Origin of the sequence: Singulisphaera sp. GP187 (assembly GCF_900129635.1) — a bacterium.
In the GTDB taxonomy this organism is placed as follows: domain Bacteria; phylum Planctomycetota; class Planctomycetia; order Isosphaerales; family Isosphaeraceae; genus Singulisphaera.
In genome coordinates this window covers 2,181,305-2,208,107 of record NZ_FSRB01000002.1, presented here as the reverse complement: position 1 = coordinate 2,208,107, position 26,803 = coordinate 2,181,305, and the positions used below count along the sequence as shown (strand labels likewise).

Sequence of the window (26,803 nt, the reverse complement as noted above, 5' to 3'; positions counted from 1 at the left end):
CCCGGAGAACGTTGGGATCCGCCAGAAGCCAGAACGTGAAGTCGTAATATTTATACGTTTTCATTGATTTGTCATGCGGTTTGCCAGGGCTTGGCCCACGTGTCCCCGCTTAATTGAGACAAGCTTCCCAGATGCGGCCGAGTCGGGCGGCGAGCACGTCCCAGTCGTAGCGTTCCAGGACGAGTCGGCGACCGGCTTCGGCCATCGCCCGCGCAGCGTTCGGGTCGCGGATGCAGCCCAATAACGCTTCGGCCATCTCCTCGACCGGATCGACGATCGTCAGGTCGCGTCCCGAGGTCAGCCGGAGCCCCTCGGCGCCGATGCGGGTCGAGACGACCGGCAAGCCCGAGGCAAGGGCCTCGAGGATTTTCAGGCGCGAGCCGCCGCCGATTCGAAGGGGCACGGCCATGACCCCGCTCCGCGCCAAGAAGGGTCGAACGTCGGGGACGTTGGCGTGCAGTTTCACATTGGGGAGTTCGAAAACCCGCCGTGCCAGCGACTCGGGCGGGTTGCGTCCCACGAGGTCAAGCTTGGCCGAAGGCATGGCGGCCAACACCCTCGGGAAGATCCTGTCAAGCAGAAGGGCCACCGCGTCGAGGTTGGGACGCCACTCGAAGCTGCCGAGAAACACGATCCGGTCAACCTCGCGATCTGGCTCGACCGACGCGAAGTAGGCCCGATCGATGCCGTTATCGACCACGTCGACCCGGTTGGTACCGAACTGCTGGCGGACGAGTGCCGCATCCTCGTCGCTGACTGCGACAACCCGCTTCGCCTCGGCGAACGAGCGCCGTTCGAACCGCTCGAACTTCATCCACTGGCGGGCGATATACCACTTCTTATGCGGCTGACGTTCCGTCTCATGGTAGCGCTGCCAGATTTGCGATTCGACGTTGTGGGCCATGACCACCTTGCGAGTCCCGCTCAGGACCCGCAACGATTCCATGAACGGCACCCCTTCCGCTTGCCACACGTCAACCGATCGCCGTTCCGCGTGCCGGCGGATCGCCTGAACGAGGGCAGGGCTGTTGTAGGTCGCCACCGAGTAGGGCAGAGGCGAGGCAAGATTGGCCGCCAGGCGCGCATAAAAGGCCGGGCCAGACTTTGAGGGAATCGACTGGTCGACTCCGATGGTCTCGACCCCGTGGTCGCCGAAGTAGGCGACCGCCTCTCGGTCCGCGCCAGGATCCTCGCCACGATGAAAGATGAGAGTAATCCGGTGAGCGCAGGCCAGCCGGAGTGTCAGGTTCAGCGTCCGCACGCGGTTGCCCGCGGTCGGGGGATACGGCAGGTTGCCACCGACAATTGCGATATTCATAGGGTTAACGCCGAAAACTCATAAAATCATGCGTCATTCCAGACAAGAACGCTCGCCGGCGGTTTACCGAACGATATCCCCATGTTTAGGCGGCCAGCCACGCCTGAAACATCAACGCATGCCACAGGTGGCCTTCCCAATTCCGGCCGCCGGAGAGGTGTTCCTCCCACCTCCGGCGAATCGGCAACGGGTCGAGGAAGCCCTCATGCCGAAGTCGCTCCTCGGCCAGCAAGTCGTCGGCCCAGGCGCGGAGCGGGCCCCGCAACCAGGCGCCGACCGGGACGGAGAAACCCATCTTCGGCCGCTCGATCAGGGCACGCGGAACATGGCGGTCGAGTACCTGGCGGAGCAGCCACTTGCCGCTCCCACCACGAAGTTTCAGGCCGGTTTGCACCCGTAAGGCAAACTCGACGACGCGATGGTCGAGGAACGGTGCCCGCGTCTCCAGACTGACCCCCATGCCGGCCCGATCGACCTTGGCGAGGATGTCGCCCGGCAAGTACGTCCGCAGATCCGTGAGCATCAGGCGACGGGCGACGTCGCCGTGACCCGGTTGCGCCTCCCAGTCCCGCGGGATCGGAGTGTCTCCGGCCGCTCCGAGTACGACCGGCATCCGGTCATCCCACTTCGAGAGCAAGACCCAGTGAACGTCCTCAGGCTCAGCCGATCGCCCGAGAATCGACGCAAGCTTGTGTAATCGGTCGCGAGTCGCGAACCGGTTGGTCCGCCCCACACTTCCGGGCCGAGTCGGCACGCGGCTCTCGCCCCCGGCGAGTCCCGCGAGCACACCGGCGCTTTGTCGGCGTAAGACCCGGGGCAGCCGCCGGACTTTGCCCCAGACGCTCGCCGTCCGAGGGTACCAGGGGTAGCCACCGAAGAGTTCGTCGCCGCCGTCACCCGAGAGGCTGACCGTCACGTGGCGCCGGGCCAACTGAGCGACCAGGAAGGTCGGGATCGCCGACGGGTCGGCGAACGGCTCGTCATAGAGAATCGGCAACCTAGGAATCACTTCTCGCGCCTCGGCCGCCGTCACATACAGCTCGGTATGCTCGGTCCCCAGGTGGTGTGCGACCGACTCGGCATGCACGGCTTCGTTGTAACCGACCTCGTCGAAACCGATGGTGAATGTCTTCACCGGGCGCGTGCTCTGCTCCTGCATTAAAGCGACGATTGTCGATGAATCGATACCTCCGGAAAGGAAGGCCCCCAGAGGAACGTCGGCGACCATTTGCAGACCCACCGCTCGCCGCAAGAGCGTCTCGAGCCGGTCGATCGCTTCCGTCTCCGTACCCTTGAAGGGCATGGCAATTCCGGCCTGGCTGGCATCCTGAGCCGACCAGTAGGGGACCGGTTCAGGAAGGGCGACGGCGTCTCGAATCGTCACGATCGTGCCCGGCGGAAGCTTGCGAATATTCCGATAGATCGAATACGGCGCCGGGACATAGCCGAACCTCATGTAGAGGGACAGCGCCTCGCGATCGAGGTCACCGCGGAACCCCGAATAGGCCCGCAGCGCCTTGAGCTCTGACCCGAAAACGAGCCCTCCGGCTGCCTGCCCGTAGTAGAGCGGCTTCTCGCCGATCCGGTCGCGAGCCAGTCGGAGCGTCCGCTCATGACGGTCCCAGAGGGCGAAGGCGAACATTCCCACAAACCGCTCGACGGCCCGTTCCGGTCCCCACTGTTCGAAGGCGGCGAGCATGACCTCGGTGTCGGAATGGCCGCGAAAGGGAATGGTCCGGACCGCCTGCAGCTCGCGGCGCAACTCAATGTGATTGTAGATCTCGCCGTTGAAGGCCAGAACGTAGCGACCACCTGCCGAGCTCATGGGCTGATGCCCCTCGGGCGAGAGGTCGACGATCGCCAGTCGGCGGAAGCCCAGGGCGAGTCCCGCTTCGGCGTCGACCCAGGCCCCGCGATCGTCGGGACCGCGATGGTGCAGCGTATCGACCATGGCGAACACCGATGTTGTCATCGCGTCCGTGCCGGCCTGGCGGTTACGGTCGAGAAATCCAGCGAAGCCACACATCGGTCTAGGCCCCCCGAGCCGTCGAAGTCTGCCCTTGCCACACGCCGCTCGCAGTCCGGGTAGTCACTTCGTGGTAAATCCGGTCATACTCCGCGACCATCCGGTCCTCGGAGAACAAGGCCCAGGCCCGCTCGCGTCCGGCCCAACCCATCCGCATCCGGAGCCCTGGATCGCCGGCCAGGCGAATCAGGTGAGCGGCCAGTGCCTCGTCGTCGCCGGCCGGCGCGAGCAGACCGGTCTCTTGCTCCACGACGACTTCCGATACACCGCCGACGCGGGTCGCCACCACGGGGAGGCTCGCGGCCATGCCCTCGATCAGGCTGAGTGGGATGCCCTCGCTCAGGCTCGAAAGCAACACGGCGTCGGCCGCCCCGAGCAGCCGAGGGATGTCCCGCCGCAGGCCGAGCCGAAGCACGTGGGTCCCCAAGCCCCAGTCACGAACCATGGCTTCGATTGGCCCCGCTTCCGGGCCATCGCCCACGATGACCAGCCGCAGACATCCGCACTGCCCGGCGACCCGTCCCGCGGCCCGAAGCGCCGTGGCGTGATCCTTGATCGGGTCGAGACGGGCGGCCTGTACCACGACGAAATCGTCGTCGGCAATGCCGAGTTCGCGGCGGACGATCGCGCGGCCCCTGGCGGTTTCGGCGAATGCGTCCGTATCGATCCCGTTGTAGATCAGTTCGATCCGGGCGGCCGGAAAACCCTCGACTTCGATCAGGGCTTGACGGACCGATCGGCCCACGGCAAAGAGCCGATCGTGGCGGCGAAGCAACCAGGGATTCGCCAAGACGTGGCTGGGCCGAGCCGGGTCGGGGAATGACCGCCCGTGCTCGGTGAGGACGACAGGGAGCCGACCTGACGGGAGTCGCGACAAGGCCGCGTAGAAGAACGGCCCGTACTGATGAGCATGGATCAAATCCACCCGCTCCCGATGGAGCAGCCGCCGCAGGCGATGCGCAGCCCGCAGGTCTACCCCGGGGCGCTTGCCCAGAACCTGCACAGGGAAGCCATCCGCACGGAGTTGCTCGCCGAGTTGGCCAAGCTCCTCCAGGCATGCGAAGATGATCCGATGTGGCCCCGAGAGACGGCGGGCGATGCGAGCCGCCATGATTTCGGCTCCCCCGAATTGGAGCGTCAACAGGAGTTGGCAGACCGTCAGTCGGCGATCGGACATGTGATCCTCACCTCCCCGTCACGTGACAACCTTCAAATCTCCCCGTGGGGACCCCGCTCCACCAACTCGATCGGGATTCCGTCTCGCCCGATCATCCAGGCGATCCGCCGGCCCGGAAAGGCCACAGCGAACGTCGGAGCCTGAACCGGAAACATCCCCCTTGTCCGCATTTCAAGACATGCTGCCTCAAGGTCGTCGACGGCATAGCAGAGGTGGTTCAGGCCGCCCCCTTTGTTCAACGCATTGGACAACTTGCTGGCCTCGCCGTCGGGGGCGACCAACTCCAGGAAAACCGAGTCGCCCGGCTGGCTCAGGAACCGAACGAAGGCCGTCTGCTCTGGGTCGTGGATGATCCTGCTCCGGATCTCGCAGCCGAATCGGTGAACGTAGTCCTCGGTTGCGACGTCAATCTCCTTGACCAGGATTCCGATGTGGTGCAAGTTTAATTTCGTCATTACCTTTGCTCGTCTAATGATTTCTTAAATTGCATAACTTCACAATCATCACACTGAATCGTCACTGCCATGACTTTTTAATGGGCGGCGTTTACCCGCGGCGCAAGGCTCCCGGACGGCGTCCCTTTCCAAACCTCGGTCGCAATCGACGTCAACGGCGATGACGTCGGGACCAGGCCGCCGGAAGGCGCGGGTCTGACCCTCTGACAGTGGCGAAGCTTACGATGGGCAATCGGCTCAGGGCGCCGAACGGACAAGCCCCTGACTCGTGACTGGGGTCGGTCCCCACCCATCTGTAGGAGGGATGAGCCGAAAACCATAGTGCGGGTACAGCTCTTCCGCGGCCGTTCCCAACGTCCGTGCATCGCACGGATCAAAATAATGGGGAGTGTAACAGCGCCAGAAGAGGGGCGCGATGTCACGCGTCCAGGGGCGGCCTCTCCGCCTGGCATCAGTCCGCAGGATCTCGTTCAGCCGGGTGGTCGAACGATGGCAAGAGATGTTTTCGACGGCCCAAGACCGGGGCGAGAACTCATGCCGCGCTTCGAGAAATCGAGCAAGCTGTCCCGAGAGCTGACGACGGTCGAAGAGAACGCCTGTCGTTGAATTGATGTGCGTATGCGAACCGATGTGAGCGTCCCGCATCATGCCAACGGGTGTGTCCGAAAACAATGATTCGGCCACGGCCACACAGGCCCCCTCCCGGCGGGTAAAGATCACCGAGACGCTGGCTCTCCCCATGTATCCGTACACCTGTTGAATCGGCACCAGGCCGGGGAGTTCGATTTCCTGCTTGACCCCGAAAGCGCGGATCTCGGCCTTGACGTGCTCGATCGTCCGCCCCTCCCAAGGGCCACCGAGGAGCACAACCCGGAGATCCCGGCGCATCCCTCGCAACGCCTCAAAGAGCAGCCAGTGGCGTTTATAGGCGGCATAATTGGCCACCATGAGGATGTCCACGTCGCGTTCCGACCGCGGGCTCGGCCGAAACTCTGCCGGGTCGAGCCAGTCACACGCCATGAGCGGGATGGGTGTATACGTGGGGGCCAATAATTCATAGGTTGGGTCATCGGCCCGGTTGGAGATCCCCACGTAAATCGGGTCGCTCGAGTACCCGACGAGTCGCGCGAAATCATGAAGTTGCGGCGGCGACCAGGACGACAGAATGACCAGGTTGTAATCCTCGAACAACCGGGTACCCCTTCCCGCTCGCTCCAACGCCGACCATCCCATCTCCATCCCGAGGAGCAGCACACCTTTCTCCCCGTCGGGCCCTGGCTCCTTCAACAACAGGGCCGAAGAGATCGAGGCATCGGTCGCCGCCACGAAGGTTGACCGGGGCTCGGCAACGTCCAGTTCCGCACGACGTCCGGCGATGCATGGGGCGAGCGCCGAGCGGATCAACCGGCGCACGACTGGGCGTTTGGTGAGCCGCGCGGCGCAAAAGAGATCGCCGGTGTGTTCCTGACCGCCAGACCGCCAGCGGCCCCTCACTTTCACTCCGTAGGCCGCAAGTCGCATGATGGCCAAAAACTCCCGGGCAACTTGCGAAGCCTGGACGCGATCCTTCAGGCTGATGACCCGGCGTGCAAGGAAGCGACGAGACATCCCCGTGACCGGGCTCGAATCGCGGCAACCCCGGTCCCTCCGCGCAAGCTCGGCCGCGGTTGCAAAACTCGGCAGAATCTTGAAGAATCTTGATGCGACCATCTCAGTTCCTTCAGATACGGTTCCGTCTCATCCGCTCGACGTCATGCGAACTCATCGGCATGATCGCCGAGACTGTCGGGAGAGGAGTCGCGGTCGACTTCGTCGGGGCACCGCGCCCATTCAGGTGAGCGTACGAGGATTGGCAAGACATCTTGATGTTTAGCCATCTGATCGCTTTGCCTTTGCCATGCTTAGCACATTGCGTTGTATCGTCCATGAAGGCAGTCGAGAATTGCCTCGTGGGACGTAAAACGGTCCACGTCCTCCGGCGAGACCTGGATCTGGAACTCCTCCTCGATGACCGTCAGAAGCGTGAAGGTGGCCAGTGAGTCCCAGCCATCGACGGTGTCTCTGGTGGCTTGTGGGATCTGCGCTTCGTCCAGGTTGGCGAAGACGGCGGAGAAGCAACGGTTCAGGCGGGTTCGCGGATCAGCCATGAGTCGGTCCCCAGGACGTGGTGGTAGAGCGGTGGGCACTGGGCCCGGAATTGGTCAGAGGTCAATGGGCACCGGACCGAGGGCGGCGAGCCCAGGATCCCGGTCAAGAAGTCGCGGAGCGGCCCGTTTTTCGGCGTTGCCTGGTAGTCGAGCTCAACCCGGTCCGCCTTGGTTCGCTCGAGGATCGCTTCGAGACAGCGGTATTCGATCCGCCGGGAGAACGCACGGCAGCTCATCACCCACTGATCGACGACGACCTCGCCCCGTGTAACGCGGCCGGTCAAGACCGCGATCGTGCCGAGGGAGCCAAACTTGTCCTTGTACGAGAGGATCATGAGGAAGGTGTCGGGGTTCCTCAGGTGGGCCAGCCACTCGCCCGCGGAATATCGCCGCCCGTTGAGGTTGAACTGGTTGGTCTTGTTGATCAGCTCCAGGGCACGGGGATCGGGCGGATTCTTCGCGCCATCGATGACGATCTCGGCACCGACCTGCTCAAGGAACTGTTCCGGAGGGGGAGCTTGGCTGCCCGGTCCACCGAAGAGTTCGGCCGATCGCCGGAGACTCTCCAGGCGGAGGGCATCCTCTCCGGAGACCGAGTTCTTACCGAACAGCTCGCGGAGCCGGACGATCAGAGCGTAGGTTGCCGACTCGTCGTTTCGAGCGAACGGGATGCAGAGCAAGTCGGGATGGGCCGCGGCGACTTCGGCGAGCTCCATCGGACTGTCGTCGACAAAGACGACGCTCTCAGCGCCGATGTTCCAGGCGCGGAGGATGCGGCCCACCGCCTCTGACTTGGCATTCCAGCCCACTTCCATCGGAAAGATCCGATCCCGCTTCAGGAGCAGGTCGGTTCGCCGGAACGCCTCGTCCACGACTCGTGGGTCATTCTTGCTGGCGACCGCGATCAAGACGCCCGACTCGGCCAGCGAACCGAGCATTTGCTGGTAGAGGCCGTGGGCCTGCGCATGGTGGTCGAGGTCCCAGGCGATCGCGTCGGTACCGACGTCGCCGACGATCCCCAACCAGAGGGTGTCGTCAAGGTCGGTGATGATCCCCTTCATCGGTACGGACGGCCGAATCAGCTTCGCCAACAGCTCAGCCACGGCCGACGCATGGGCCAGCCGGTACGGGAAGCCGGACGACAGTTCGGTGCGCACGTCGAGCCGTTCGCCATGAGGAGACAGCTCGGCAAGCCGCTCGGTCTTGACCACCCGAACCCCCGGCGCCTCCGCGACCCGCGCGGCCAAGGAGGCCGCAAGCTCGCTGAGCCTCAGGTCGAATGCACCCGAGACGTGGGGAGGCTGGTAGGCCACGGGCGGTAGAGGAAGGGTGGGCAAACAGAGCGCCAGCGGAACATTGGCCGAGACACGAACGATCACCTCGGCAAGTTGGCTCGCTCGACCGGCCGCCGTTTCCAGGATGTCGGCGAGCGTCGCGACGCCCCAGCCCCCGAGGTGACGCAGGCCGAGCCGGGGATCGAGGTCGGACCACTCCACTATGACCGCGGCCGCCTCGGGAGGAGCCAGGGCGAGCCGCTCCACATTGCCCAGGCAGTCGCCGTACAAACCAGACCTGATGACAGGCCGATCGTTGGGTTCGATTTGCCGAAGGTGGGCCGCCAAGAATAACTCAAGGTGCGCGGGCGTAAACCCACAGGCGAGCCCGACCTCCGTCGTCCGCACACCGGCGGGGGCGGGCGACTTCAGAATGTTCAGCGCCTCGACAAGCTTCATCGTCAATCGCCTCACAACTCCGATGGGACCGAACCCGAGCAATGCACGGGTGACAACAATGGAGTCACCGGGGACTCCGGAGTGCGCCTGTCCCGAAGGGAACCGATCTTCCGGGCCGGGTATCCCGCGACCACCGTGTACGGGGGAACGTCGCCGAGGACCACGGAGCCGGCCGAGACAATGCTTCCCTCGCCGATATTGACACCCGGCGTAACAATCGACATCTGTCCAATCCACACGTTATCGGCGATGGTGATCGGCCGCACGTCCTCGAATTCTGGAGGCAGGCCCGCCAGACGAGCTTCAGGGTCCGACTGGTGGCCGTTGGAATCGAACATCTTGACTCCCATCGCAATCAGACAATCGTTGCCGATCGAAATCCGTCGGCCGATCGAGAACGTGGTGCCGCGGACGCACGTACGATCACCCACCTCCAGGGTCGGATTCGGAGTGAACCGGGCGGCGAACATGATGTCGCACTTGCCGCCAAACTCGACATCGTCGCCGATGACGATATCCCCTTTTCCTTTGATCCAGTGGATGAAGACTCCCGTTCGCAACCGACGGCCGTGCCGACGACAAGCAGCCTTGAACAGTGGCTCACAAATACAAACCCGCATTGCAAAGTAGTAAAGCTCACGGAGGGCCAGGTAGGCCCAGAGCATGGGCTTAATGACGTACCGTGGCGCGGGCAGGGAGAAGGTCTGCACTCCCCAGTAAAGCCGTCTCAGGATGCGGGCGGCCGGGTGCTGGGACTGCGCCAGCCGATATCGATAATTCAAGGTCGGTGACTCCTCACGACGAGTTCGATCACGGCCGTCGATCCAGTCCGGCTCACCTCAGTGACGGTCCGAAGGCCCAGGTGCATGACCACCTCGAGCGAGCTGGCAATGGTCCTTCCTCTGAATCCGCGGGCCGGGCCGTGGCAAGTCGCTCTCCCCGACCTCGCCGGCCTCAAACATGGCCGCGCAACTTTAATAATTTGCATTTTTTTTGATAATAACAAACATAATGAGCAAAAATGCTACCCCGGAAAGCAGGAGAAGTCCGATCATCGTCGGGCCGAGGCGCAGCGGTCGTCGCGGCGAGACGGCCAGTGCCATCCGCTCGTAGGCGGCGACCAGGCCGAGGATCGAGTAGGTCGGGGTCACGTAGCACCGCGAGAGCGACATGATCCCGAAGGCGAAGCAGCCGATACCGGCCAGGAGAAAAGGCCAGAGCTTGGCGAGCGCGGGGTCGAGTCGCCCCGTCCGAAGCGGCCCGATCCTCAACAGGGCATAGAGGCCCAGTAACACGGCCCCTAAGAACGACGTGCCACCGACGTATCCCAACTCAGCAAAGGCATGAAGATAGGAATTGTGGGCCACTTGATCGGCATAGTCCAGACAATGGTTGTACCCCACGCCCAGGACTGGGTTTTGAACGAACAGGCTAAAAAAACAATCCCAGATCACCACCCGGGTCTGCCCGGTTCCACCAGAGAGCTTAAACTCCATTTGGCGACCGCCAACCCCGAGCACGACCGGCAGGGCGAGAGCCATCGGGAGCAGGGCGCGCCAGCCGTACCTTGCAATGCCATAAATCGCAAGGGCGACCAGGAGTGTGAGCATCCCGGCCCGCGAGTAAGTCAGGAGCAGGGCCATGAACAAGACGCCCAACGGCAGTAGCCAAAGCGCCCGGAGTGGCAACGCAACCGAACGGTCGCTCGCGAGATAAAGGCTGTTGATCATACATCCGACCAGGAACAGACCGAGGTCATTGGGGTCGGCGAAGAGGCCGGTGCTACCGAGCCTCCGGAACGGAATCGCTTGCCCGTTGGCATACCGCATCTCCTCGACGACGATCAGGCTTGGGATTCGGATGATCCCCTTGTAGTCTGCAATCCCAACCCCAGCAACGACGCATCCATTGATCACCATGGCCGCCAAAAACCATTTCAAGCGCGCGGGCGTGCGGACGACCACGACCAGGAGGATGTAATACAGGAAAACCTTGCTCATCACGTCAAACGCATCGGCCGCGTCCTGGATCCCGCCATTCGCCAGGTTCGAGAGAACCGCCGTGGAGGCCAGGGTCAGTACACAAACACCGATCGGATGAAAGACGATCGTGCGGAGCACGCCCTTTCCAAGGAGAGCAGGGAGGCTCAGGAAAAGGCAGAGGCAGAACGCCATGTTATAGAGCGGAAGGCCATAGAACGCGGGGATGAACTCCATCGGCCGAATGAAAAGCACGGCGTTGAGCAAAACAAATGCAGCGAAGTCCATGGCGAGCCTCGGGTCATGCGGTCGGCGGCGATCGGAGCGACAGGAAGCCCATGACTCATGCTGTAATCGGCATTAGCCAGCGTGCAGATCCGTGGTCAACACAGGGTGCTCAGACCGCACACTCCGTGGACCACTTCCCGAGGGTCGCGAGTGAAGCTTCTCCAGCTCGGGCAGCAGAATCCGCAGAAAGGCTGGACTGGGATCCTCCTCGATCGGCTCATCGTCCGCGCTCAGTTCTCGGATCACGTACAACTTGTACAGGACCTGATTGGACGCGAACGCCACGCGCGGGTTCTCAGGAACCTCCCAAGGTCCGGCGGCGGACCAGGACCAAAAGATGCGTAAATACGTGGGCACCGGTGCGTTAGTCTTGCCGAGCAGAGCGTGTCGAAATTCAGCCGTTGACCTCGAGGTCTCGATCGGTAGCGCGAAGAGGTCCGGCTCTCCGATCAGTTCGAAGCCGGCCGTAGAGTAGCAGACGTCCGGCGTGTGTACGGAGATCGGCCCGGGGGAGCCGCAGACCAGGAGGATCGTCACCGCGTCTTTGCTGAGCGATTCCTCGTAGCGTCGTGCTACATATCCCGCGATCCCCGCCAGGACCACCTGCTCACGATTGAGCTCCAGCGTCTCTCCTTGCCAATCGCCCAGGACCAATGGCAGTCGCTCGAGCCTGGCCGCGGCGTCCTCGATCGCATGCGACACGGTCCAGCGCTGGGTCCACTGGCCGTGGACGATCCCGGCGGAGACGACCATCACAAGGGCGATTGTCATAGGCAGGAGTCGAAGCATTGGTCCGCTCGTCGTTGGCGAATCCGAGGGTGCCGTATCCGCGGGTTTAGGCGCGGCCCGAGGGGAGATAATTACTGCCGTAGTGGTCGGTCTGCTCGCCCGTGACAATCGCCCCGAGCATCCGGATCCCCAGTCGGGCTAACCGATCGTAAGCGGCTTGGACCGTGGGAATGCGGCTGACGTCGCGCATGATCGAGAAGATCACCGCGTCGACGTGCTGGCCGATCAGCAAGGCGTCGGCCACAGGCAATACCGGGGAGGAGTCGATCACGAGGAAGTCAAACTGTTCCTTGAGCTGATCGAACATGGCCCGCAAGTCCCGGGAAGCGAGCGTCTGGATCGAGTCACTATCACTGAAGCCCGCGGTAAGTAATGAGAGTCCACTGATCAACGTCGGCTGAACAGCGTCGATCAGCTCGATCTCGTCCCGGAGCACCTCGCTGAAGCCAGGCACGCAAGGCTGGTCAAATAACTCATGCACCGAGGGACGGCGCAGGTCGCCATCCACAAGAAGGGTCCGCCGGCCGGCACGAGCGAGACTGGTCGCCAGGTGGCTCGCCAGCGAGGTTTTCCCCTCGCCGCCCAGCGCACTGGCGATCATCACCACGCGCACCGATTCGGTCCGCGAAACGTGCAACAGGGCGGTCCGCGCGGCGTCGACCGACTCGATCAGCATGCTACCCCACCGCCGATGTTGCGCCGCTCCCGAGCCGAGCATGAGTCGCCGCCGGGGCAGGATCGGCAACGTCCCGAACAGATCCATTCCCAGGCATTGAACGACATCGCTCGCCGAGTCGACCCGACGGGCACTCGACTCCCAGAAGGAGATCCCCAGCAGCGCGAGGGCGAAGGCACCACATCCCGCCACTCCGGCCAGCTTGAATTTGCGCGTCTCATCCTTGGTGCGCGGCAGTTCGGCCTTCTCAAGGAGTCGGATCCGCGGTGGCGCCTGAAGCTCAACGGTCAGGGCCTCAACCTCCTTGCCAATGAGTCGGGCGATCTCGTCGGCGTTGGCGATTTCCTCCTGGATCGAGAAGAGATCGACCGAGTTCTGGCCGATCGAGCGGCTCCGTTCGGTGAGCCGCTTGACGTCGTCCTGCAGCGCGGCCTCAATCTTCTCAAGGATCACGCACCGATGCTGGACCAAGATTTCTTTCGATTCGTCGGAGTCGCGTCCCATGTCTTGCAACTGCTTCGTGACGATCGGGTAGAGCTTGCGGCGCTGCGCCGCGAGCGCGACATGAATCGCCTCAAGATCGTCACGATGTTTTTTAACCGCGGGATCGTTTCGATTGCGGACCAAATGCGAGACGCGATCGATGGCCCGTTGAACGAGCGCCTCCTTGTCTTTCAGCAACTCGATCGAACGATCCCGGCTAATCGCATCCGCGATCATGGCCGGAGTGACCATCATCTGGTTCAAGGCCGCTTTCTCGTGGAGGACCTCGGACTCGATCCGCAGGCTTCTCAGCTCGGACTGGATCCGCGACAATTCATCCTCGGCCCGGCCGAGACGATCCAGTTCATGTTGATGGATTGTGGCGATCGTCGATTTATTGTCCGATCCGGCCAGTTCCGTCAGGCCCTTGAGTTGCTGACGCTTCTCCCTCAAGTTTTCCTGGTAGCGATTCCAGGTCGATTTCAGAAGATCGTAGCGCTGACGACTCTGCTTCATCTCAACATCGACGATCTCATCCAGATATGCCTGCGTCACGGCATTGACCAGGAGCATCGGCAAGTCGGGTTTTTCGGCACTAATGCTGATGCGAAGGATTTCGGAGCCGGGGGCGAAATCGACCTTGAGTTCGTTCTCCAGCCACTCGATCGGATCGCTCACCTTGGTGAGGATCGGAAGTTTGGCGACTTCGGGCTGCTTGAGCGCACTACTGAGCACGAGGCGACTGTGCAGCAGTGCCAGTTGGGTCCGCTGGTAGGCTCCATACTCGGTGTGGACTTCACCGGTCGTCAGCAAGATTCTCGGCTGGACCGAGTTGACGTGGAGCATCGACCGCGCGGTGTACTTCGCCGCGGGCACCAAGAGGTAGGTGGTGAAGCCGATGACACCCGCACCAACCAGACCAATTCCGAGCGCCATCGCCCAGCGACGGCGCAAGGCCTTGAGCAGCATGAATGGATCCAGACTCGTAGACGATCCCATGACGGCCGACGAGTCCGCGAAGCTGTCTTTGCGATGCGGAGGAATCGTCGCGGGCAGGTTCACTGAATCGGGTCTTGATCCAGGGTTGGAATTCAACATCATGAGGGGCGTGCTCCCAGCAAACCAGTCCAACCAGTTTAGGAGTGCGTCAACAGACCCTTCACCGCGGCGGAGGCAACCGGCTTGCCGTTGCGCCGATTGGAATCACCGGGCTCTCGCTGATCGCGTGCATCCCGGGCCGCTCGAGCCAGATCGATCGGACTCAGGGCGGAGGACACGAGCACCGGTTCGGTGAACAGCCGCGACAGGAGCTTGAGTTCGAGCCAGAGCAGCCCCAGGGCGGTCGGCATCATCAGCCAGCCGGCCAGGTCATGAAAGACGAGGTTGGCCATCACACTGCCCACCAACTCATGAAGCACCCCGGTCACCGTGATTCGTATCGTATTGACGATGAGGGCAATCGGGACGGCACTCATCACGATCACGAGCTTGGAAAGCCAGTGCCGCCGGATCACCATCACCAGACCGGTCGTCAATGCGAAGAAGGTGAACAGCATGCTCAGACCACTGCATGCCTCGACGACGCCAAGCGCGAATTCATCCAGATGAATGACATTCCCCTCGGCCAGGGCAGGGAAGCTCAGCGTCTGCAAAGCATAGGTGCTCGCTTGGGTGGCAACGCGTTGCAACGGTTGGGCCAATGCCCCCTCCAACCGATAGGGCAGTGGCAGCATGAAGACCAGGAACGCGATCGCCGGCCACGACCACCGGAGTGACGGCCAACCCCAGATGAGCACGCAGACACCGGCCACGGCCGGCAGCAGCGACACGGCCTCAAACCACTTAACATAAAGATACGTCCCAATCATTCGCATGCCGATTGCGAACCCGAGGAGCGCCACTCCCCGCCAACTCGAGCGGGGTGTGAGTACCATGAACCGGTCGCGTCGGAGCCAGAGCACGATCACCGAGAACAGGGGAACGAGGTAACCATGCGCATAGCGCGGATCGGTCGACCAGCGCTGGGCCATTTCCACGAGGGTCGGCCAATAAAACCAGATCAGACCCGCGCCCAGCAGACTCGCCAGGAGGATGAGGGGATCCAACCGTTTCCGCCCACTCACAGCATCGGGAGCGTGGCATTTCATCGAATTCCCCCTCCTGGCGCCTACGAGACCGCCTCTCAGAGCAGCAATGATCCGCACGCAAATCCGTTACGACTTGGCATCTCCATCTTAATACGAAACCTGCCCACGCATGCTCATCACGTTTCTTTTTATGAACCATAAAACTCTACGGTATTATGGTTCCTGGTCGTAGGAGGATGCGAAAGCGACCGGAGCCGCCAAGTCTCGTCGGTTTTCACAACGTAACGGATCCGGGCCACTCTCGGGGTGAATTGCGAAGCAAGTGGAGCGCTGCCTTTGGATTGATGGGAAGAATCGCCCTCATCAATCCTTCATTCCTCAGGCACCAGGTGAGGGCGACGCGACCGGCATCGGTGGCGGGATGAGTCCTCCCGATCCCGACTTCCACCTTGAGGTACGAAGTGCGCATACCTTTGGCCGATGGGTTGCAGCGTCACCCTCAACGTGCCATCGTCATTTTCGTGGGGAGACGAACCACCAGTCGCCGGTGCGAATGCACTGACGAGCGGTGTGCGGCGATCGTCCCTCAATCGCGCGTGTCGGGCTGACGGTTTCAACTCCCACACGACGACCACAAAGTTGGGCGAGCCGGCTGACAGTTCGTTTCCAAGACGCAAATCATCGCGTCACCGAGCCGTCGTCCTTCGACAGTCTCAAGCCTGAAAGAAGTTGACCTCCCGTCGACCTCTCTGCATTTAACGATATTGCACGCCCTGAAAAAAATACAACCAAAAATGCGATGTTCGCCATAAATTACCGCGTTGACGGATGACTCGATCGCAAACCTTGAGGAAACTCGGCCGCGACTCCCCCAAACAAGGCCTATCTCAGCCTATTATCGACTCAGAGTGACCTTGGATGAATTGTGCCGACTCAAGCCAGCGCCCCGGTTGATACCTCACCGCGGCTCAGCGGTAACCCGACCCTCGAACCGGTCCAGGGGCATCTGCCTTCAGTGCTGGCCAGAAGCTTCGATCGAGATCCAGCTCTCGGCCGCGACCTCGACATGACTGACCACCCAGTGTCTGATCGCCGCCGGCGCTCACCCATTCGAGGGGCATGGGAGTTGAGGTTGCGGACTCAGGATCAAGCTTCGCCGAACCCGTTTCCCCGTCCTTCGGCGCCATCGACCGTGGCAGCATCGTAGGTCCAACGATTCCCGTCGGGTCCGCGATTGCAGACCAACTTCGACCGCGGCCTCGTTGGAGGTGTCGTCCGTGATGATGACCCATGACGGATGGTGATGGTCCGCAATCGCGGACCCTACTTATGCCCCAAATAATAACCACATCGCAACCATTTTGCTCTTTTATGGTGGGCACGGCCCACCCTCATTTGCGATTGCGCGGGACATCGAAGAATCTTGGTGGGCCGTGCCCACCCTACTGGTCGATCCACTCTAAATTTGTGGGGTGACACATACTCGCTATTGACGTGCCGAGTGCATTGTTTCAGCCAGGTCGACGAGTTGTGGCCGCCGTAAATACCCACGAATTTAGAGTGGATCGACCACTACGGGAAAAAAACGATCCTGACCGCTGATCGATCGCATCTTATTCATGAATTCAGAACGGGTTCGGCGAAGCTTTACGACTCAGGGGGATGTCCGCCGGGTCGGGACTTCGCCATGAGCGGCTCCCCTTGGGATGGCTGGGGTCCGGACTCGGCCCCCGATGCAAGAGCCAGAAGTCCGGCGGCCGAGTCCGGACCACAGCCACCGAAGATCGCTCCGTCCATGACCCACTCGATCGGAGAGCGGCGTGACGAACTCGATCACGCACGCACGACCAAGCAGCACAGCCATGTCGAGGACCGACGGTGCGGGAGACGACCGAATTCCCCACGAGAGAGGGGAGGGGATTCGGTCCATTCCGACCGGCCTAACTGAGGGGGGCTTCGGAATCGGCTCCTGGTGCGATCTGGGGAAACCGCGTCCGGATAATGTTGTCGAGCAGTCGGAAGATATTATGCTTACGTTTATTCACCGCTTGTTGGCTAATTCCAAGAACTTCCGCCACGCATGCCTCAGTTTTCCCCTCCCAAAAGATTTCTTCGATGAGTGAAGCATCCGACGATGGAAGCCGAGCGATCGCCTCGTTAAGCAAGGTCCCGACGGCTTCGCGTGAGGGAGATTTCGCCCCCTTGACGGCTTCGCAATTGTCGACCGCGGCTTCGGTGCTCTGGTGGATCGCGTAGGTCCACTCACGACGATACCGGGCGAGCGCGGTATGCAAAATTCGCCGGTGGAGGAAGGCGCCGAAGGGGACGTTTCGGCTGACATCGAAGTCATTTGTCGCTTGAACGACACTCAGTGTCACCTCGGCCATGATTTCGTCGAACCAATCTTGACACGACCAGTGAGGCGGGACTCGCCAGCGGCGAATTCGCTTTAAACAACAGTGAATGGTCACCCATTCGGACGAATCCTGTCCACGGTAGGTCTTTGGGCCCTTTCCATCATGAGTCGGTTCGCCTTCCATGCTCGATCGGGCCGGATCTTCGTTAAGCAGCTGCATCAGATAGTCGCACTGGTGATCCTGCATGGGGTCGACCTCCGTTTGGTACGACTCATCCCTGATGTGAAGCCGGACTAAGTGCCTGAGCGTTTGCAGACGCTCGAAAAAGGAATCCGCCCAGTTGTCCCGTGCGACCGGCTCAAGACGAAGTCGCTCCGGGGGAATCGTCTCAGCGTAAAATCACGATGATGGATGACTCTGAGATCGTGAACTCTCCTCGGAAGCGTAGACCGTACGTTCTGGCACCGCTGCAAAAGGAACGGATTGAGTGAGAAGCCCTCGCTCGACACCCGGGCTCACACCTCCGCCGCTCCTGAACAGGCGTCCCACTTGGTCCCAAAACCGATTCCCCAAGAGCGACCATTCATTCGAGAAACCTGAATCACTTATTTTTAACATGTATTTTGTCCCAAACACCACGGTTACTCTGAAACCTCCTGATTCCATGTACTATAATAAGAGACGTCATTTCCGTCGCGGGTCAATCGCGAGAAATCACCATCAATCGCAATTTTTATTTTGTTTCCGCATTCAAGCGGGAACTTCCGGGTCAATTCAGCTCACTCCTCGGGGCCCAATCCCCTAGATTTTGCATCCACGTTACTTTATAAAGATTACGCCAACACCCAGATTCCAGCCATCTGCGCCTGGGTTTCTCGGACGTTTCGCCCTCTTTCATCGCGTCCAGCGCAGGGAACGCCGCGACCGGCGGCATCCGGCACATCGTCGGTTCCGGCAGGGCTCGAGCGCGTGCGACGACCCCATCACGGTTGCATGGTCTACGAGGCAGAGGATCGGAAACCAACACCCTCGGACGGTGGAGGCGGCCCTTGAAACGGTGGGTTTCGGCCGCGATCGACTTGCCAGGGATCGACCGGGAGCTTGACAGGGGAGGTGATGCTCAGGAGTCCGTCGGCGCGTAACCGACATGACCCGACGCGACTTCGACCAGTTCCCGATCGTCGTCCCGAAAGAGCAAGGCGAATCCAAGCAGGACTGCTCCGGACATCATTGAGGGGATGATCCAGACCCGACTCCAGTCGTGGAGGACGGTACCGTCGGTCCGGGGAACCACGGACGATTCGCCAAGCAGACCGGAGAGCCAAGTCCCCACGAACATCCCGGTGCCAAGGGTGACGAAGGCGAGCAGGCCCTGGGCGGTGGCGCGAAGATGCTCGGGAGCGCGGCGGTCGACGTAGATCCGGCCCATCACGAAGAAGAAGTCGTAGCAGATTCCGTGCAAGGCGATCCCGGTGTAGAGCAGGCCTGGCCAGGTCAAGCCCGTCGCATACAGGTAGAACAGGCCGAAGCGCACGGTCCAGGCGAGCATGCCGAGCAGCAGCATCCGCTTGACTCCCAGCCGCCCCACGAAGAAGGGCATCAGGAGCAGGAACGTCACGTCGGAAACTTGCCCGAGCGTCATCTTGCTCGCGGCGTGCTTGACCCCGATCTCGTTCAGGAAGACGTTCGTCCAGCTAAAGTAGAAACTCAAGGGAACGCAGATCAGGAACGAGCCAAGCAGGAACACGGCGAACGAACGGTGGCGAAGCAGTCTCAACGCGTCGAACCCAAGGGCCTCGGCCAGGGTGGTGGAACGCTCGCGATTGAGCGGTGGGGTAGGGGGCAGGGTCAGACAATAAAGCCCCATCGCGGCCGACGCCAGCGCCGCCCACTGAAACTGAGTCGCCGCGGCCTCGACTTCGGCCTGGCCGATCACGAGGCCAGCGGCAATCCAGCCAACGCTGCCCATCAACATCACGAGCGGGAACTGACGACCTGGATTCGTCACATGCCGCAAGGTCAATGTATTCGTCAAGGCAAGCGTGGCCATGTAGCCGATCGTGTGCGCGATCAGGCCACCGTAGAACGCAGGGAAACTGGTCGTGGTCGAGACGAAATAGAGCAGGCCCGCGCCCATGAGATGAAGCGCCGCCAGGATTCGTTCGGCCGCGAAGAAACGGTCGGCCACCAGGCCGACCAGAAACGGCGAGATCATGGCGCCGATCGCGGGAGTCCCATAGGCCAGCCCCACTTGGCCGCCGCTAAAATGAAGGGTCCGGGTCAGGTAGGTGCCCATCGTCACATACCAGAGGCCCCAGATCGCGTACTGAACAAACGCCATCACCCAGAGCCGCACCAGCAAACTCGTCTTCAAGGTTCGCCTCGAATTCCGTGGAGGATCTCGCGTCGCCTCACCCGCTCACAGGCCCATTGATAATGATGAGATCGGAAACAACATTCCGCTCGGCGCCGCGGTACGCCACCTCGTTGATTTGAACGTCTGTCTACCGCAGCATCGCCGAAAAGCGCTAAGCCGACTCGCGTTCAACCGGCTTCCGATCATAATCTCGGCAAATCATGCCGTTGGCATTGGGGTCGAAACCGTGTGGGAAGCAAGTGCGGGAGTCATAGGTCGCCCCCTCGACGCGGGTCCGCTCGAAACTCAGTCCTTGAAGGTTGGCGCCACGGAAATCGGCCCCCCGGAGATCGGTCAAGTCGTTGAGAGGATCGCCGCCAAGGGTCACTCCTTCCAAATTCGCCCCGGTGAAATCGGCCTCTTCGAAGTGGACTCCCCGGAGATTGGCCCCGGAGAGATCCGCGCCTCGGAACGAGGCGCGATATCCGAAGGCGCCGTTGAGGTCGGCTCCCCGGAGGTCCGCCTGATCAAAGTAGGCATCGGGACAAAAGATCCCCTCCATGACGGCACCCGCGAGGCAGGCGTTCGACAGGTCGGCATCGGAGAAGTCGGCGGAACTGAGGAGTGATCGTGAGAGATTCGTCGCCCTCAGCGAGGAGTCTTTGAAATAGGCGCTGGGTAATTTCAGGCCGCTCAAGTCGGCTCCGGCCAACTCGCCCTCGCGTTCAAGGAGCAGTCGGCCCGAATTTGTGGTGATTCGCATCGGAACTCCCCGCGACGACGAGGTTCAAGGCCGACATTCAATGACAGCTTCAGGGTAGAAGTAGCCCGTTCGTGGATTCAGCCAAGTGGATCAGGAGGGTCGCGCCGGCTAGCGGCCGGAGTCGCGAAAAAATCCAGGGCCGGTATTCCTCTTTTGGCGAAGAAGAGGGGTATCCTAACGATCGAGCCTTGCCAGAAAGAGTCCCGGTTGGGGCGAAGTTTATTGAAGACAAGATCATAGCTTATAAGCACAGCGAATCCAAGACAACCGAGGAATCCGATGAGGCAAACCGATTCAGGTGGTTTCGGGCGGCGAGCATTCCTCAAGGGGGGCGCGTTGGTGCTGGCCACCGCGGCCCTTGACGTGACGGGCTTCCACGAGCTGTTCGCTCGGGAAGATGCGACCCCGGACGGGCTGCGAATCGGGCTGCTGACCGACCTGCATTACGCCGACAAGCCGCGGGCCGGATCGCGCTACTACCGGGAGACTCCGGGGAAATTGGCCGAGGCGGCTGAGCGGTTTGGTCGTGAGGACTTACAGTTCGTGGTGGAACTCGGCGACCTGATCGACTCTGCCGACTCGGTGGCGACCGAGCAAGGCTATCTCAAGCGGATCAACCGGGAGTTCTCGGCGATCTCCCCGAATCGGCATTACGTACTGGGCAACCATTGCGTGTCGACCCTGACCAAGGAAGAGTTCCTCGACGGCGTGGGCCAGAAACGGTCGTACGACTCGTTCGACCATGGCCAGTTCCATTTCATCGTTCTGGACTCCTGCTTTCGGAGCGATGGGACGCCGTACGGACGGCGGAACTTCGAGTGGACCGACGCGAACATCCCGGCCGCGGAGGTGGACTGGCTCCGCGACGACCTCAAGGCCACGGCCAACCCGGTCATCGTCTTCGCCCACCAGCGGCTCGACGTCAGCAACAGCCACGGCGTCAAGAATGGTCCCGAGGTGCGCCGCGTCCTGGAAGCTTCGGGGAAGGTGCTGGCTGTCTTTCAGGGCCACAGCCACAAGAACGACTACAAGGAGATCGCCGGAATCCACTACTGCACCCTGGTCGCGATGATCGAAGGCTCGGGGGCCGAGAACAACGGGTACTCGGTGATGGAGGTGCGACCTGACGGCACGATCCGAATCCAAGGCTTTCGCAAGCAGGCGGACTACTTGTGGCCCACGGGCCGGAAACCGTCACTGTGAGGAACGGGAGCTGGGCTGGAACCACTCGTGTCCGGAAGCACGAGTTGTAACCTGAGAGCAAGAAAGCGGTTATCGACATAATCGCCGTCAAAATCCGAATCGCATGCCGATTTTACCGAACCGGACGAGGCGAGGTTGCGTAATGAGCCATGCACGCCGCTCGATACCTCGACTCACATCACGGAGGGATTTTCTCCCATGAACCCAATAGTAAAGCACTACATTCACATCACTATCGATGCCGTTGACACCGTCGCTTACGACCCCGAGGGCCGGTACGACGCCGACCGGTTCGATCGTTACGCCACGTTCGACGAGGCGCGTGACGCCGCGCTCTCCTCGATCGAGCTGATGCTCGATGAGCAAGACTACGACGACGAGGTCCATCGGCAAGAACTCGAAACGATGCTCCCGCTCCTGGAAACGTCCCGCTCGTTCGAGCATCTGAATGGTCAGACGGAGTACAGGCAACTGCTGAACCGGCTGGAGCCGGCCACCTCGATCGCAGCCTGAGGCCCTCCATCCCGAGATCCTGGTCTCAAGGATGGAGGCTCCTCATGGCTCGACCGGGGTTCACCTGGCCAAGTTCCACCGCCCATTGCACGGTTTGCGAGGCGAGCGGGGAGCGCACACACACCTCGCTCGCCTTGGATTCGATCACCAGAAGGCCAAGCGTCACGGAGCGCGAGCGGCCCGCTACTTGAGGAACCAGACCGCGGTTATCTTGTCGCCCTTCACCTGATAGATCGCGACCACGTGGAATTGCCGGCCGCCCACGCTGACCTCTTCTTGGTCGACGACACGATCGCCCTGCACGATCCGCTTGACGATTTTGACATTTAGGGTCGGCTCCCTTTTGAAGAGATTGCCGTAGCGCTCCCGCATCGACTCGAGTCCCGAGCCCGTCTCCTTGTCGGGGAAGTCGTACAGCTTGATCTCGGGAGCGTAGTTCTTCAGAAACGCCTCGAGATCGTGGCGGTTGTAGGCCTCAACCTGCGCCTGAACAACTTGCTCCGCTCCCGAGATCAACGGACCTTCCGGACTCGCCCCAGCCTGCTTGACCTCTTGCCCCCGGCCTGGCGCGATCAGGAGTGGGTGGGCCATCACGAGCGCCAGGGCGACCGATGCCAATCTGGGAAATCCGAGGGTGGGCTGCCACGCCATGAACTGGCTCCTTTTGGGGACCCGAGATACCAACCGGTCGTCGTTGGGGAGCAGGGGGGAGAGGAATCCTGTCCGGAGCCGATCTCACGTGGAAAGGCGGTCGAGCACGTTCTTGGTGACACGCTCCACCACAGGGTCGCCACCGCCGAGGCCATGGGACCAGTCGGTGGTACCGACGGTGAAGACCGTACCTCCGCGGTGATAGGTTCCAAGCACGGCCGCGCCTGGCGTCGGTCCGCCCGAGGGATCGCGCGGAAAGTGGTCATACCAGAGGGCGTCATCGGGGTGCCACTTCGCCGGACAGGTGGCGAGGATGGTGAACCCGTCGGGAGTCCCGTCGCGGTGGGTCGGGACGGGCAACCCGTCTTTCATCTCGAACTCGCAGCCATCGCATTCGTAGCCGACCACCGTATGCTTGCCGCCGAATGGCTCGCCCGCCTTGAGCCCCGTCCCCTCGAAGGCCCAGTGGTCGGGCCGATGGGTGGTGAACGCCCCCTGACCGTCCATGAACTGGCCGTGGCTCAGGTGGTATCCCCCATGGAGGAAGCCGACCCCGGTGAGCTGGTTCTCGGGCCGTTTCACAAGATGGTGGCTCCACAACGTCGAGAGCGTCCGATAGTCGCCGGTCGGAAAGAGTGGGTCTTGGCTATACCCCTGCTTCCAGCAGGTCAGGGCGCGACCACCCTCCTCGCTACGGACCTGCCAGCAGCAGGTGTTGCCGCTGAAGAACGCAACGTTGCCCCCCTTTCCGATGAACGCCTCGACGTGATCGCGCATCGGGGCCGACCAGTATTCATCATGCCCGACACTCAGGACGAGCTTGTAATGGTCGAGGAGTTCCGGACGAAACTCCATATCATCATTTGAACAGTAGTCGAGGACGTAACCGTGGCGTTCGGCCCAGGCCACGAACGGCAACTCCCAGTTACGGAACAGACCGGAGAGCGGCCGGTCGAACGAGACCCGATGCCCTTGCAGGTTGTCGCGCCCATGGTAGGCGTAGAGACTGCTGCCACCCCAGTTGTTGTAGGCGTTGTACGTGTTGGTGGCCAGCGGCAGCAAGATCGACCCGTTTGCGCCTGGGTTGGCGGGACGGACGATGAAAAAGAGGTCGACCTCGGCCGACCGGTGGTTGCGGCCGATGAACTTTCCTCCGCCGTCGACCACGCGCAGCCTGACGTTGTAGTATCCCGACCGCCACTCCGGCGGAACCGTGATTTGCTGCGAGACCGGCCAACGGCAGCCGTGCGACGACGCGTTCTCGGGAATCGGGTGGAGGGCACCCGGAAGGCCGGTTTTGCTGAGAACGACCTCGTCCTTCGCCCCGAGGCGGGTCACCTCCATCGAATACTGCGGCGCTGTGGTCGAGACCTGCAAGCTGATCACATCACCGGCCCGGTAGCTCAGGCGGTCGGCGTAACCCTCGACCCCCAAAGGCAGTGGCCCGTCGTCCTCACCCGTTGCGGCACTCGCCTTCACCCCGGTCGCCGCGACAAAACCCGCCCCGATCCCGCCTATGAAATTGCGCCGAGTCGACATTCATCGCCCTCCTCGAGCCTCACGAGTCGAAACCCTTGGCTCAGTGTAACCGTCAGGGGGCGCAGATCAACGCACTGGAGGCTGCCGCCCCAGATTGAAGTCCGCGGTTATCATCGGAGTGAGGGGGGAGCCGTGAGAATTGGGCTCGAATTGCAAGTTGGCATGCCGTCAGGAGCGGACTTCTTCACAACTTCGGCGACGAGACGAAGCGGCATCGAATGAGGCAAAGCGCAAAGCCCGAGCGGACCCAGGGTAGGGTCCGCTCGGGCTCGAGAATGCGATGAGAGACAAGGCTTCGACTCCCGCGAACGGAGTTCGTCCCAATCGCTCTGGTCAGAGAGGAGAGCCATCCCACCCGATTCAAGGGTGGGACGATTCTCTGATCCCAGACCAGTTCACGGGGTTTCCGCTTCGGGCTCGCTCGGTGCTGCCGCTTCGGGTTCGCTCGACGCTTCCACTTCGGGTTCGCTCGGTGCAGCCGCTTCGGTCTCGCTCGGTGCTTCGGCGGGTTCCGAATCGCCGCCGAGACGGAACAGCAGACCGCCGCCTCCGAGACCGCCCTTGAGGTTGGCGGGCTCTTCACGAGTGGCCGCGGGGGTCGAACCGGTGGTCTCGGCTTCGTCCCGCTCTGCCGGCGAATCCTGCGCCTTGCGACGCGACAGGCCGATCTTTCGTTCGCCACGATCGACGCGGAGAACTCGGACCTCGATGTCGTCACCGACGTTGACCACTTCCTCGGGGCTGTCGATCTTGTGATCGGCCAGCTCGGAGATATGCAGGAGGCCTTCGAGGCCGGGCTCGAGTTCGACGAAGACGCCGAAGTTCGTCAGCTTGGTGGCCTTGCCGGTGACGATATCGCCCGCCGTGTACCGGTCGGGGATGTCCGTCTCCCACGGGTCTTGTCGCAACTGCTTCAGTCCCAAGGCGATCCGCTTACGCTCCAGGTCGACGCTGAGGACCTGGCAGCTCACGGTCTGGCCCTTTTCCAACACCTCGTTGGGGTGGCCGATCTTCCGCGTCCAGCTCATGTCGGACACGTGCAGGAGGCCGTCGATCCCCTCTTCAACTTCGACGAAGGCACCGTAGTTGGTGAGGTTGCGGACGGTTCCCTCGACCATCGTGCCGGGCGGGTACTTCTCAACCACCTGATCCCACGGGTCGGCCTGGGTCTGCTTCATGCCAAGCGAGATTTCTCGCTTCTGCTGATTGATGCCGAGGACAACGACCTCGACCTGCTCGCCCGCCTGAACGACCTCGCTGGGGTGGTTGATCCGTCGGGTCCAGGACATCTCCGAGATGTGAACCAGGCCTTCGATGCCCGATTCCAGCTTCACGAAGGCGCCATAGGACATGACGTTGACCACTTCGCCGGTGACGCGAGCGCCCACCGCATACTTCTCCGCGACCTGCTCCCAGGGATTGGCGGTGAGCTGCTTGAGGCCAAGGGCGATCTTTCCTCGCTCCTTGTCGACGTTGAGAATCATCACTTCGATCTTCTCTTCGACGCGCAGCCGCTCGCCTGGGTGCTTCAGTCGCTCCCAGCCCATATCCGTGATATGGAGCAGGCCGTCGATGCCGCCGAGGTCGACGAAGGCACCGAAGTCGGCGAGGTTCTTCACCGTACCGGTGCGGACCTGGCCCACGGCAATGTCGGCCAAGAGCTGCTCGCGGAGGGCGACCCGTTCGGTCTCGATGAGGCTTCGTCGAGAGACGACGATGTTGCGCCGGTCCTCGTCGATCGAGAGGATCACGCAGCGGACCTCGCGGTCGAGGTAGTCGGCGATGTCGGGTGGCCGACGGATATCCACCTGGCTTGCAGGCAGGAAGGCATTGATCCCGATGTCGACCAGCAACCCACCCTTGATCTTGCGGGTGACCTTGCCGGTGACCACGTCTCCTTCGCGGTGCTTGGAGACGACGCGCTCCCAAGCGCGCATGCGGTGGGCCTTCTTGCGGGAGAGGACGACTTCGCCGGTCTCGTCGTCCATTCCCTCCAGCAGAACTTCGACTTCGTCACCGGGTTTGGGAGGTGTCTCCTCTTCGTCCCATTCGTGGAGCGAGACGAGGCCCTCGGACTTGTAGCGGACGTCAACGACGACCTGGTCGCCAACGACCTCGACAACCTTGCCGAGGACGATGCTACCGGCCACGACACTTGGGCCGTCCTGGAGGAGGAAATCCAGGTCGAACTCCTCGCCGTCCACGTCCTGGACGTCGAGTTCACGGAGCAGGTTACGATCTACCATAGAGAGTGTGGGTTAAC

Annotated in this window: 20 protein-coding genes; 2 read left to right on the top strand and 18 right to left on the bottom strand. The window is 61.9% G+C overall.

All coding sequences use genetic code 11. The features are described 5' to 3' along the window. Positions 1 to 109: 109 nt before the first annotated feature. The 15 genes from BUS42_RS33055 to BUS42_RS32985 form a co-directional block, all read right to left on the bottom strand. Positions 110 to 1,318: a glycosyltransferase family 4 protein gene (locus BUS42_RS33055; protein WP_074314244.1), complete on the bottom strand. Its 1,209-nt coding sequence runs from the start codon at positions 1,316 to 1,318 to the stop codon at positions 110 to 112. Between the two features lie 85 nt (positions 1,319 to 1,403). After that, positions 1,404 to 3,344, bottom strand: coding sequence for an asparagine synthase (glutamine-hydrolyzing) (gene asnB / locus BUS42_RS33050; protein ID WP_074314242.1), 1,941 nt, complete (start codon positions 3,342 to 3,344; stop codon positions 1,404 to 1,406). A 4-nt stretch (positions 3,345 to 3,348) separates the two neighbouring features. Next, the gene (locus BUS42_RS33045) at positions 3,349 to 4,521 is read right to left on the bottom strand and encodes a glycosyltransferase (protein ID WP_074314240.1); all 1,173 of its coding nucleotides are present in this window, start codon (positions 4,519 to 4,521) and stop codon (positions 3,349 to 3,351) included. A gap of 32 nt (positions 4,522 to 4,553) precedes the next feature. Further along, positions 4,554 to 4,976 (bottom strand): VOC family protein, encoded by a 423-nt coding sequence (locus BUS42_RS33040; protein WP_074314238.1) that lies wholly within the window; start codon positions 4,974 to 4,976, stop codon positions 4,554 to 4,556. A gap of 237 nt (positions 4,977 to 5,213) precedes the next feature. After that, a complete protein-coding gene (locus BUS42_RS33035; protein ID WP_074314236.1) occupies positions 5,214 to 6,686 on the bottom strand; it encodes a glycosyltransferase in 1,473 nt (490 codons plus the stop codon). A 191-nt stretch (positions 6,687 to 6,877) separates the two neighbouring features. Then, positions 6,878 to 7,123, bottom strand: coding sequence for an acyl carrier protein (locus BUS42_RS33030; protein WP_074314234.1), 246 nt, complete (start codon positions 7,121 to 7,123; stop codon positions 6,878 to 6,880). Continuing rightward, complete coding sequence (locus BUS42_RS33025) at positions 7,099 to 8,856, bottom strand: HAD-IIIC family phosphatase (RefSeq protein WP_074314232.1); 1,758 nt, start codon at positions 8,854 to 8,856, stop codon at positions 7,099 to 7,101. The genes BUS42_RS33030 and BUS42_RS33025 overlap by 25 nt, the downstream gene beginning before the upstream one ends. A gap of 11 nt (positions 8,857 to 8,867) precedes the next feature. Beyond that, positions 8,868 to 9,638 carry an acyltransferase gene (locus BUS42_RS33020; protein ID WP_074314230.1) on the bottom strand — a complete coding sequence of 257 codons (771 nt, stop codon included), beginning with the start codon at positions 9,636 to 9,638 and terminating at the stop codon, positions 8,868 to 8,870. Between the two features lie 192 nt (positions 9,639 to 9,830). Next, entirely contained in the window at positions 9,831 to 11,123 is a 1,293-nt protein-coding gene (locus BUS42_RS33015; RefSeq protein WP_074314228.1) for an O-antigen ligase family protein, read from the bottom strand. Between the two features lie 72 nt (positions 11,124 to 11,195). Beyond that, positions 11,196 to 11,912 (bottom strand): exosortase-associated EpsI family protein, encoded by a 717-nt coding sequence (locus BUS42_RS33010; RefSeq protein ID WP_143206597.1) that lies wholly within the window; start codon positions 11,910 to 11,912, stop codon positions 11,196 to 11,198. Between the two features lie 46 nt (positions 11,913 to 11,958). Further along, entirely contained in the window at positions 11,959 to 14,040 is a 2,082-nt protein-coding gene (locus tag BUS42_RS33005) for a polysaccharide biosynthesis tyrosine autokinase (protein ID WP_254053947.1), read from the bottom strand. Between the two features lie 167 nt (positions 14,041 to 14,207). Continuing rightward, positions 14,208 to 15,218 carry an exosortase/archaeosortase family protein gene (locus tag BUS42_RS33000; protein WP_074314224.1) on the bottom strand — a complete coding sequence of 337 codons (1,011 nt, stop codon included), beginning with the start codon at positions 15,216 to 15,218 and terminating at the stop codon, positions 14,208 to 14,210. 1,880 nt (positions 15,219 to 17,098) lie between these two features. Then, the gene (locus BUS42_RS32995) at positions 17,099 to 17,761 is read right to left on the bottom strand and encodes a sigma-70 family RNA polymerase sigma factor (RefSeq protein WP_074314221.1); all 663 of its coding nucleotides are present in this window, start codon (positions 17,759 to 17,761) and stop codon (positions 17,099 to 17,101) included. Positions 17,762 to 18,635: 874 nt separating this feature from the next. Further along, complete coding sequence (locus BUS42_RS32990; protein ID WP_074314219.1) at positions 18,636 to 19,889, bottom strand: MFS transporter; 1,254 nt, start codon at positions 19,887 to 19,889, stop codon at positions 18,636 to 18,638. Between the two features lie 154 nt (positions 19,890 to 20,043). Continuing rightward, entirely contained in the window at positions 20,044 to 20,634 is a 591-nt protein-coding gene (locus BUS42_RS32985; RefSeq protein WP_074314217.1) for a pentapeptide repeat-containing protein, read from the bottom strand. Between the two features lie 279 nt (positions 20,635 to 20,913). Between BUS42_RS32985 and BUS42_RS32980 the strand changes: the two genes are divergently transcribed. Then, positions 20,914 to 21,837 (top strand): metallophosphoesterase, encoded by a 924-nt coding sequence (locus BUS42_RS32980; RefSeq protein ID WP_074314213.1) that lies wholly within the window; start codon positions 20,914 to 20,916, stop codon positions 21,835 to 21,837. 198 nt (positions 21,838 to 22,035) lie between these two features. Further along, positions 22,036 to 22,350, top strand: coding sequence for a hypothetical protein (locus tag BUS42_RS32975; protein WP_074314211.1), 315 nt, complete (start codon positions 22,036 to 22,038; stop codon positions 22,348 to 22,350). A 183-nt stretch (positions 22,351 to 22,533) separates the two neighbouring features. Here the strand turns inward: BUS42_RS32975 and BUS42_RS32970 are convergent, their stop codons facing one another. The 3 genes from BUS42_RS32970 to BUS42_RS32960 form a co-directional block, all read right to left on the bottom strand. Further along, positions 22,534 to 23,001, bottom strand: a complete 468-nt coding sequence (locus BUS42_RS32970; protein ID WP_074314209.1) for a nuclear transport factor 2 family protein — start codon at positions 22,999 to 23,001, stop codon at positions 22,534 to 22,536. 84 nt (positions 23,002 to 23,085) lie between these two features. Then, positions 23,086 to 24,540 (bottom strand): N,N-dimethylformamidase beta subunit family domain-containing protein, encoded by a 1,455-nt coding sequence (locus BUS42_RS32965; protein WP_074314207.1) that lies wholly within the window; start codon positions 24,538 to 24,540, stop codon positions 23,086 to 23,088. A gap of 395 nt (positions 24,541 to 24,935) precedes the next feature. Next, a complete protein-coding gene (locus BUS42_RS32960; protein ID WP_074314205.1) occupies positions 24,936 to 26,786 on the bottom strand; it encodes a 30S ribosomal protein S1 in 1,851 nt (616 codons plus the stop codon). Positions 26,787 to 26,803 lie beyond the last annotated feature (17 nt).

Bases quoted from the DNA above. Each gene is read 5' to 3' on its own strand.
- BUS42_RS32960 (WP_074314205.1), bottom strand. From the start codon at position 26,786: ATGGTAGATCGTAACCTGCTCCGTGAACTCGACGTCCAGGACGTGGAC.
- BUS42_RS33010 (WP_143206597.1), bottom strand. From the start codon at position 11,912: ATGCTTCGACTCCTGCCTATGACAATCGCCCTTGTGATGGTCGTCTCC.
- BUS42_RS32995 (WP_074314221.1), bottom strand. From the start codon at position 17,761: ATGCAGGATCACCAGTGCGACTATCTGATGCAGCTGCTTAACGAAGAT.
- BUS42_RS32965 (WP_074314207.1), bottom strand. From the start codon at position 24,540: ATGTCGACTCGGCGCAATTTCATAGGCGGGATCGGGGCGGGTTTTGTC.
- BUS42_RS32970 (WP_074314209.1), bottom strand. From the start codon at position 23,001: ATGGCGTGGCAGCCCACCCTCGGATTTCCCAGATTGGCATCGGTCGCC.
- BUS42_RS33000 (WP_074314224.1), bottom strand. From the start codon at position 15,218: ATGAAATGCCACGCTCCCGATGCTGTGAGTGGGCGGAAACGGTTGGAT.
- BUS42_RS33030 (WP_074314234.1), bottom strand. From the start codon at position 7,123: ATGGCTGATCCGCGAACCCGCCTGAACCGTTGCTTCTCCGCCGTCTTC.
- BUS42_RS33040 (WP_074314238.1), bottom strand. From the start codon at position 4,976: ATGACGAAATTAAACTTGCACCACATCGGAATCCTGGTCAAGGAGATT.
- BUS42_RS33005 (WP_254053947.1), bottom strand. From the start codon at position 14,040: ATGCTGCTCAAGGCCTTGCGCCGTCGCTGGGCGATGGCGCTCGGAATT.
- BUS42_RS32975 (WP_074314211.1), top strand. From the start codon at position 22,036: ATGAACCCAATAGTAAAGCACTACATTCACATCACTATCGATGCCGTT.
- BUS42_RS33045 (WP_074314240.1), bottom strand. From the start codon at position 4,521: ATGTCCGATCGCCGACTGACGGTCTGCCAACTCCTGTTGACGCTCCAA.
- BUS42_RS32985 (WP_074314217.1), bottom strand. From the start codon at position 20,634: ATGCGAATCACCACAAATTCGGGCCGACTGCTCCTTGAACGCGAGGGC.
- BUS42_RS33025 (WP_074314232.1), bottom strand. From the start codon at position 8,856: ATGAAGCTTGTCGAGGCGCTGAACATTCTGAAGTCGCCCGCCCCCGCC.
- asnB (WP_074314242.1), bottom strand. From the start codon at position 3,344: ATGTGTGGCTTCGCTGGATTTCTCGACCGTAACCGCCAGGCCGGCACG.
- BUS42_RS32980 (WP_074314213.1), top strand. From the start codon at position 20,914: ATGAGGCAAACCGATTCAGGTGGTTTCGGGCGGCGAGCATTCCTCAAG.
- BUS42_RS33035 (WP_074314236.1), bottom strand. From the start codon at position 6,686: ATGGTCGCATCAAGATTCTTCAAGATTCTGCCGAGTTTTGCAACCGCG.
- BUS42_RS33055 (WP_074314244.1), bottom strand. From the start codon at position 1,318: ATGAATATCGCAATTGTCGGTGGCAACCTGCCGTATCCCCCGACCGCG.
- BUS42_RS33015 (WP_074314228.1), bottom strand. From the start codon at position 11,123: ATGGACTTCGCTGCATTTGTTTTGCTCAACGCCGTGCTTTTCATTCGG.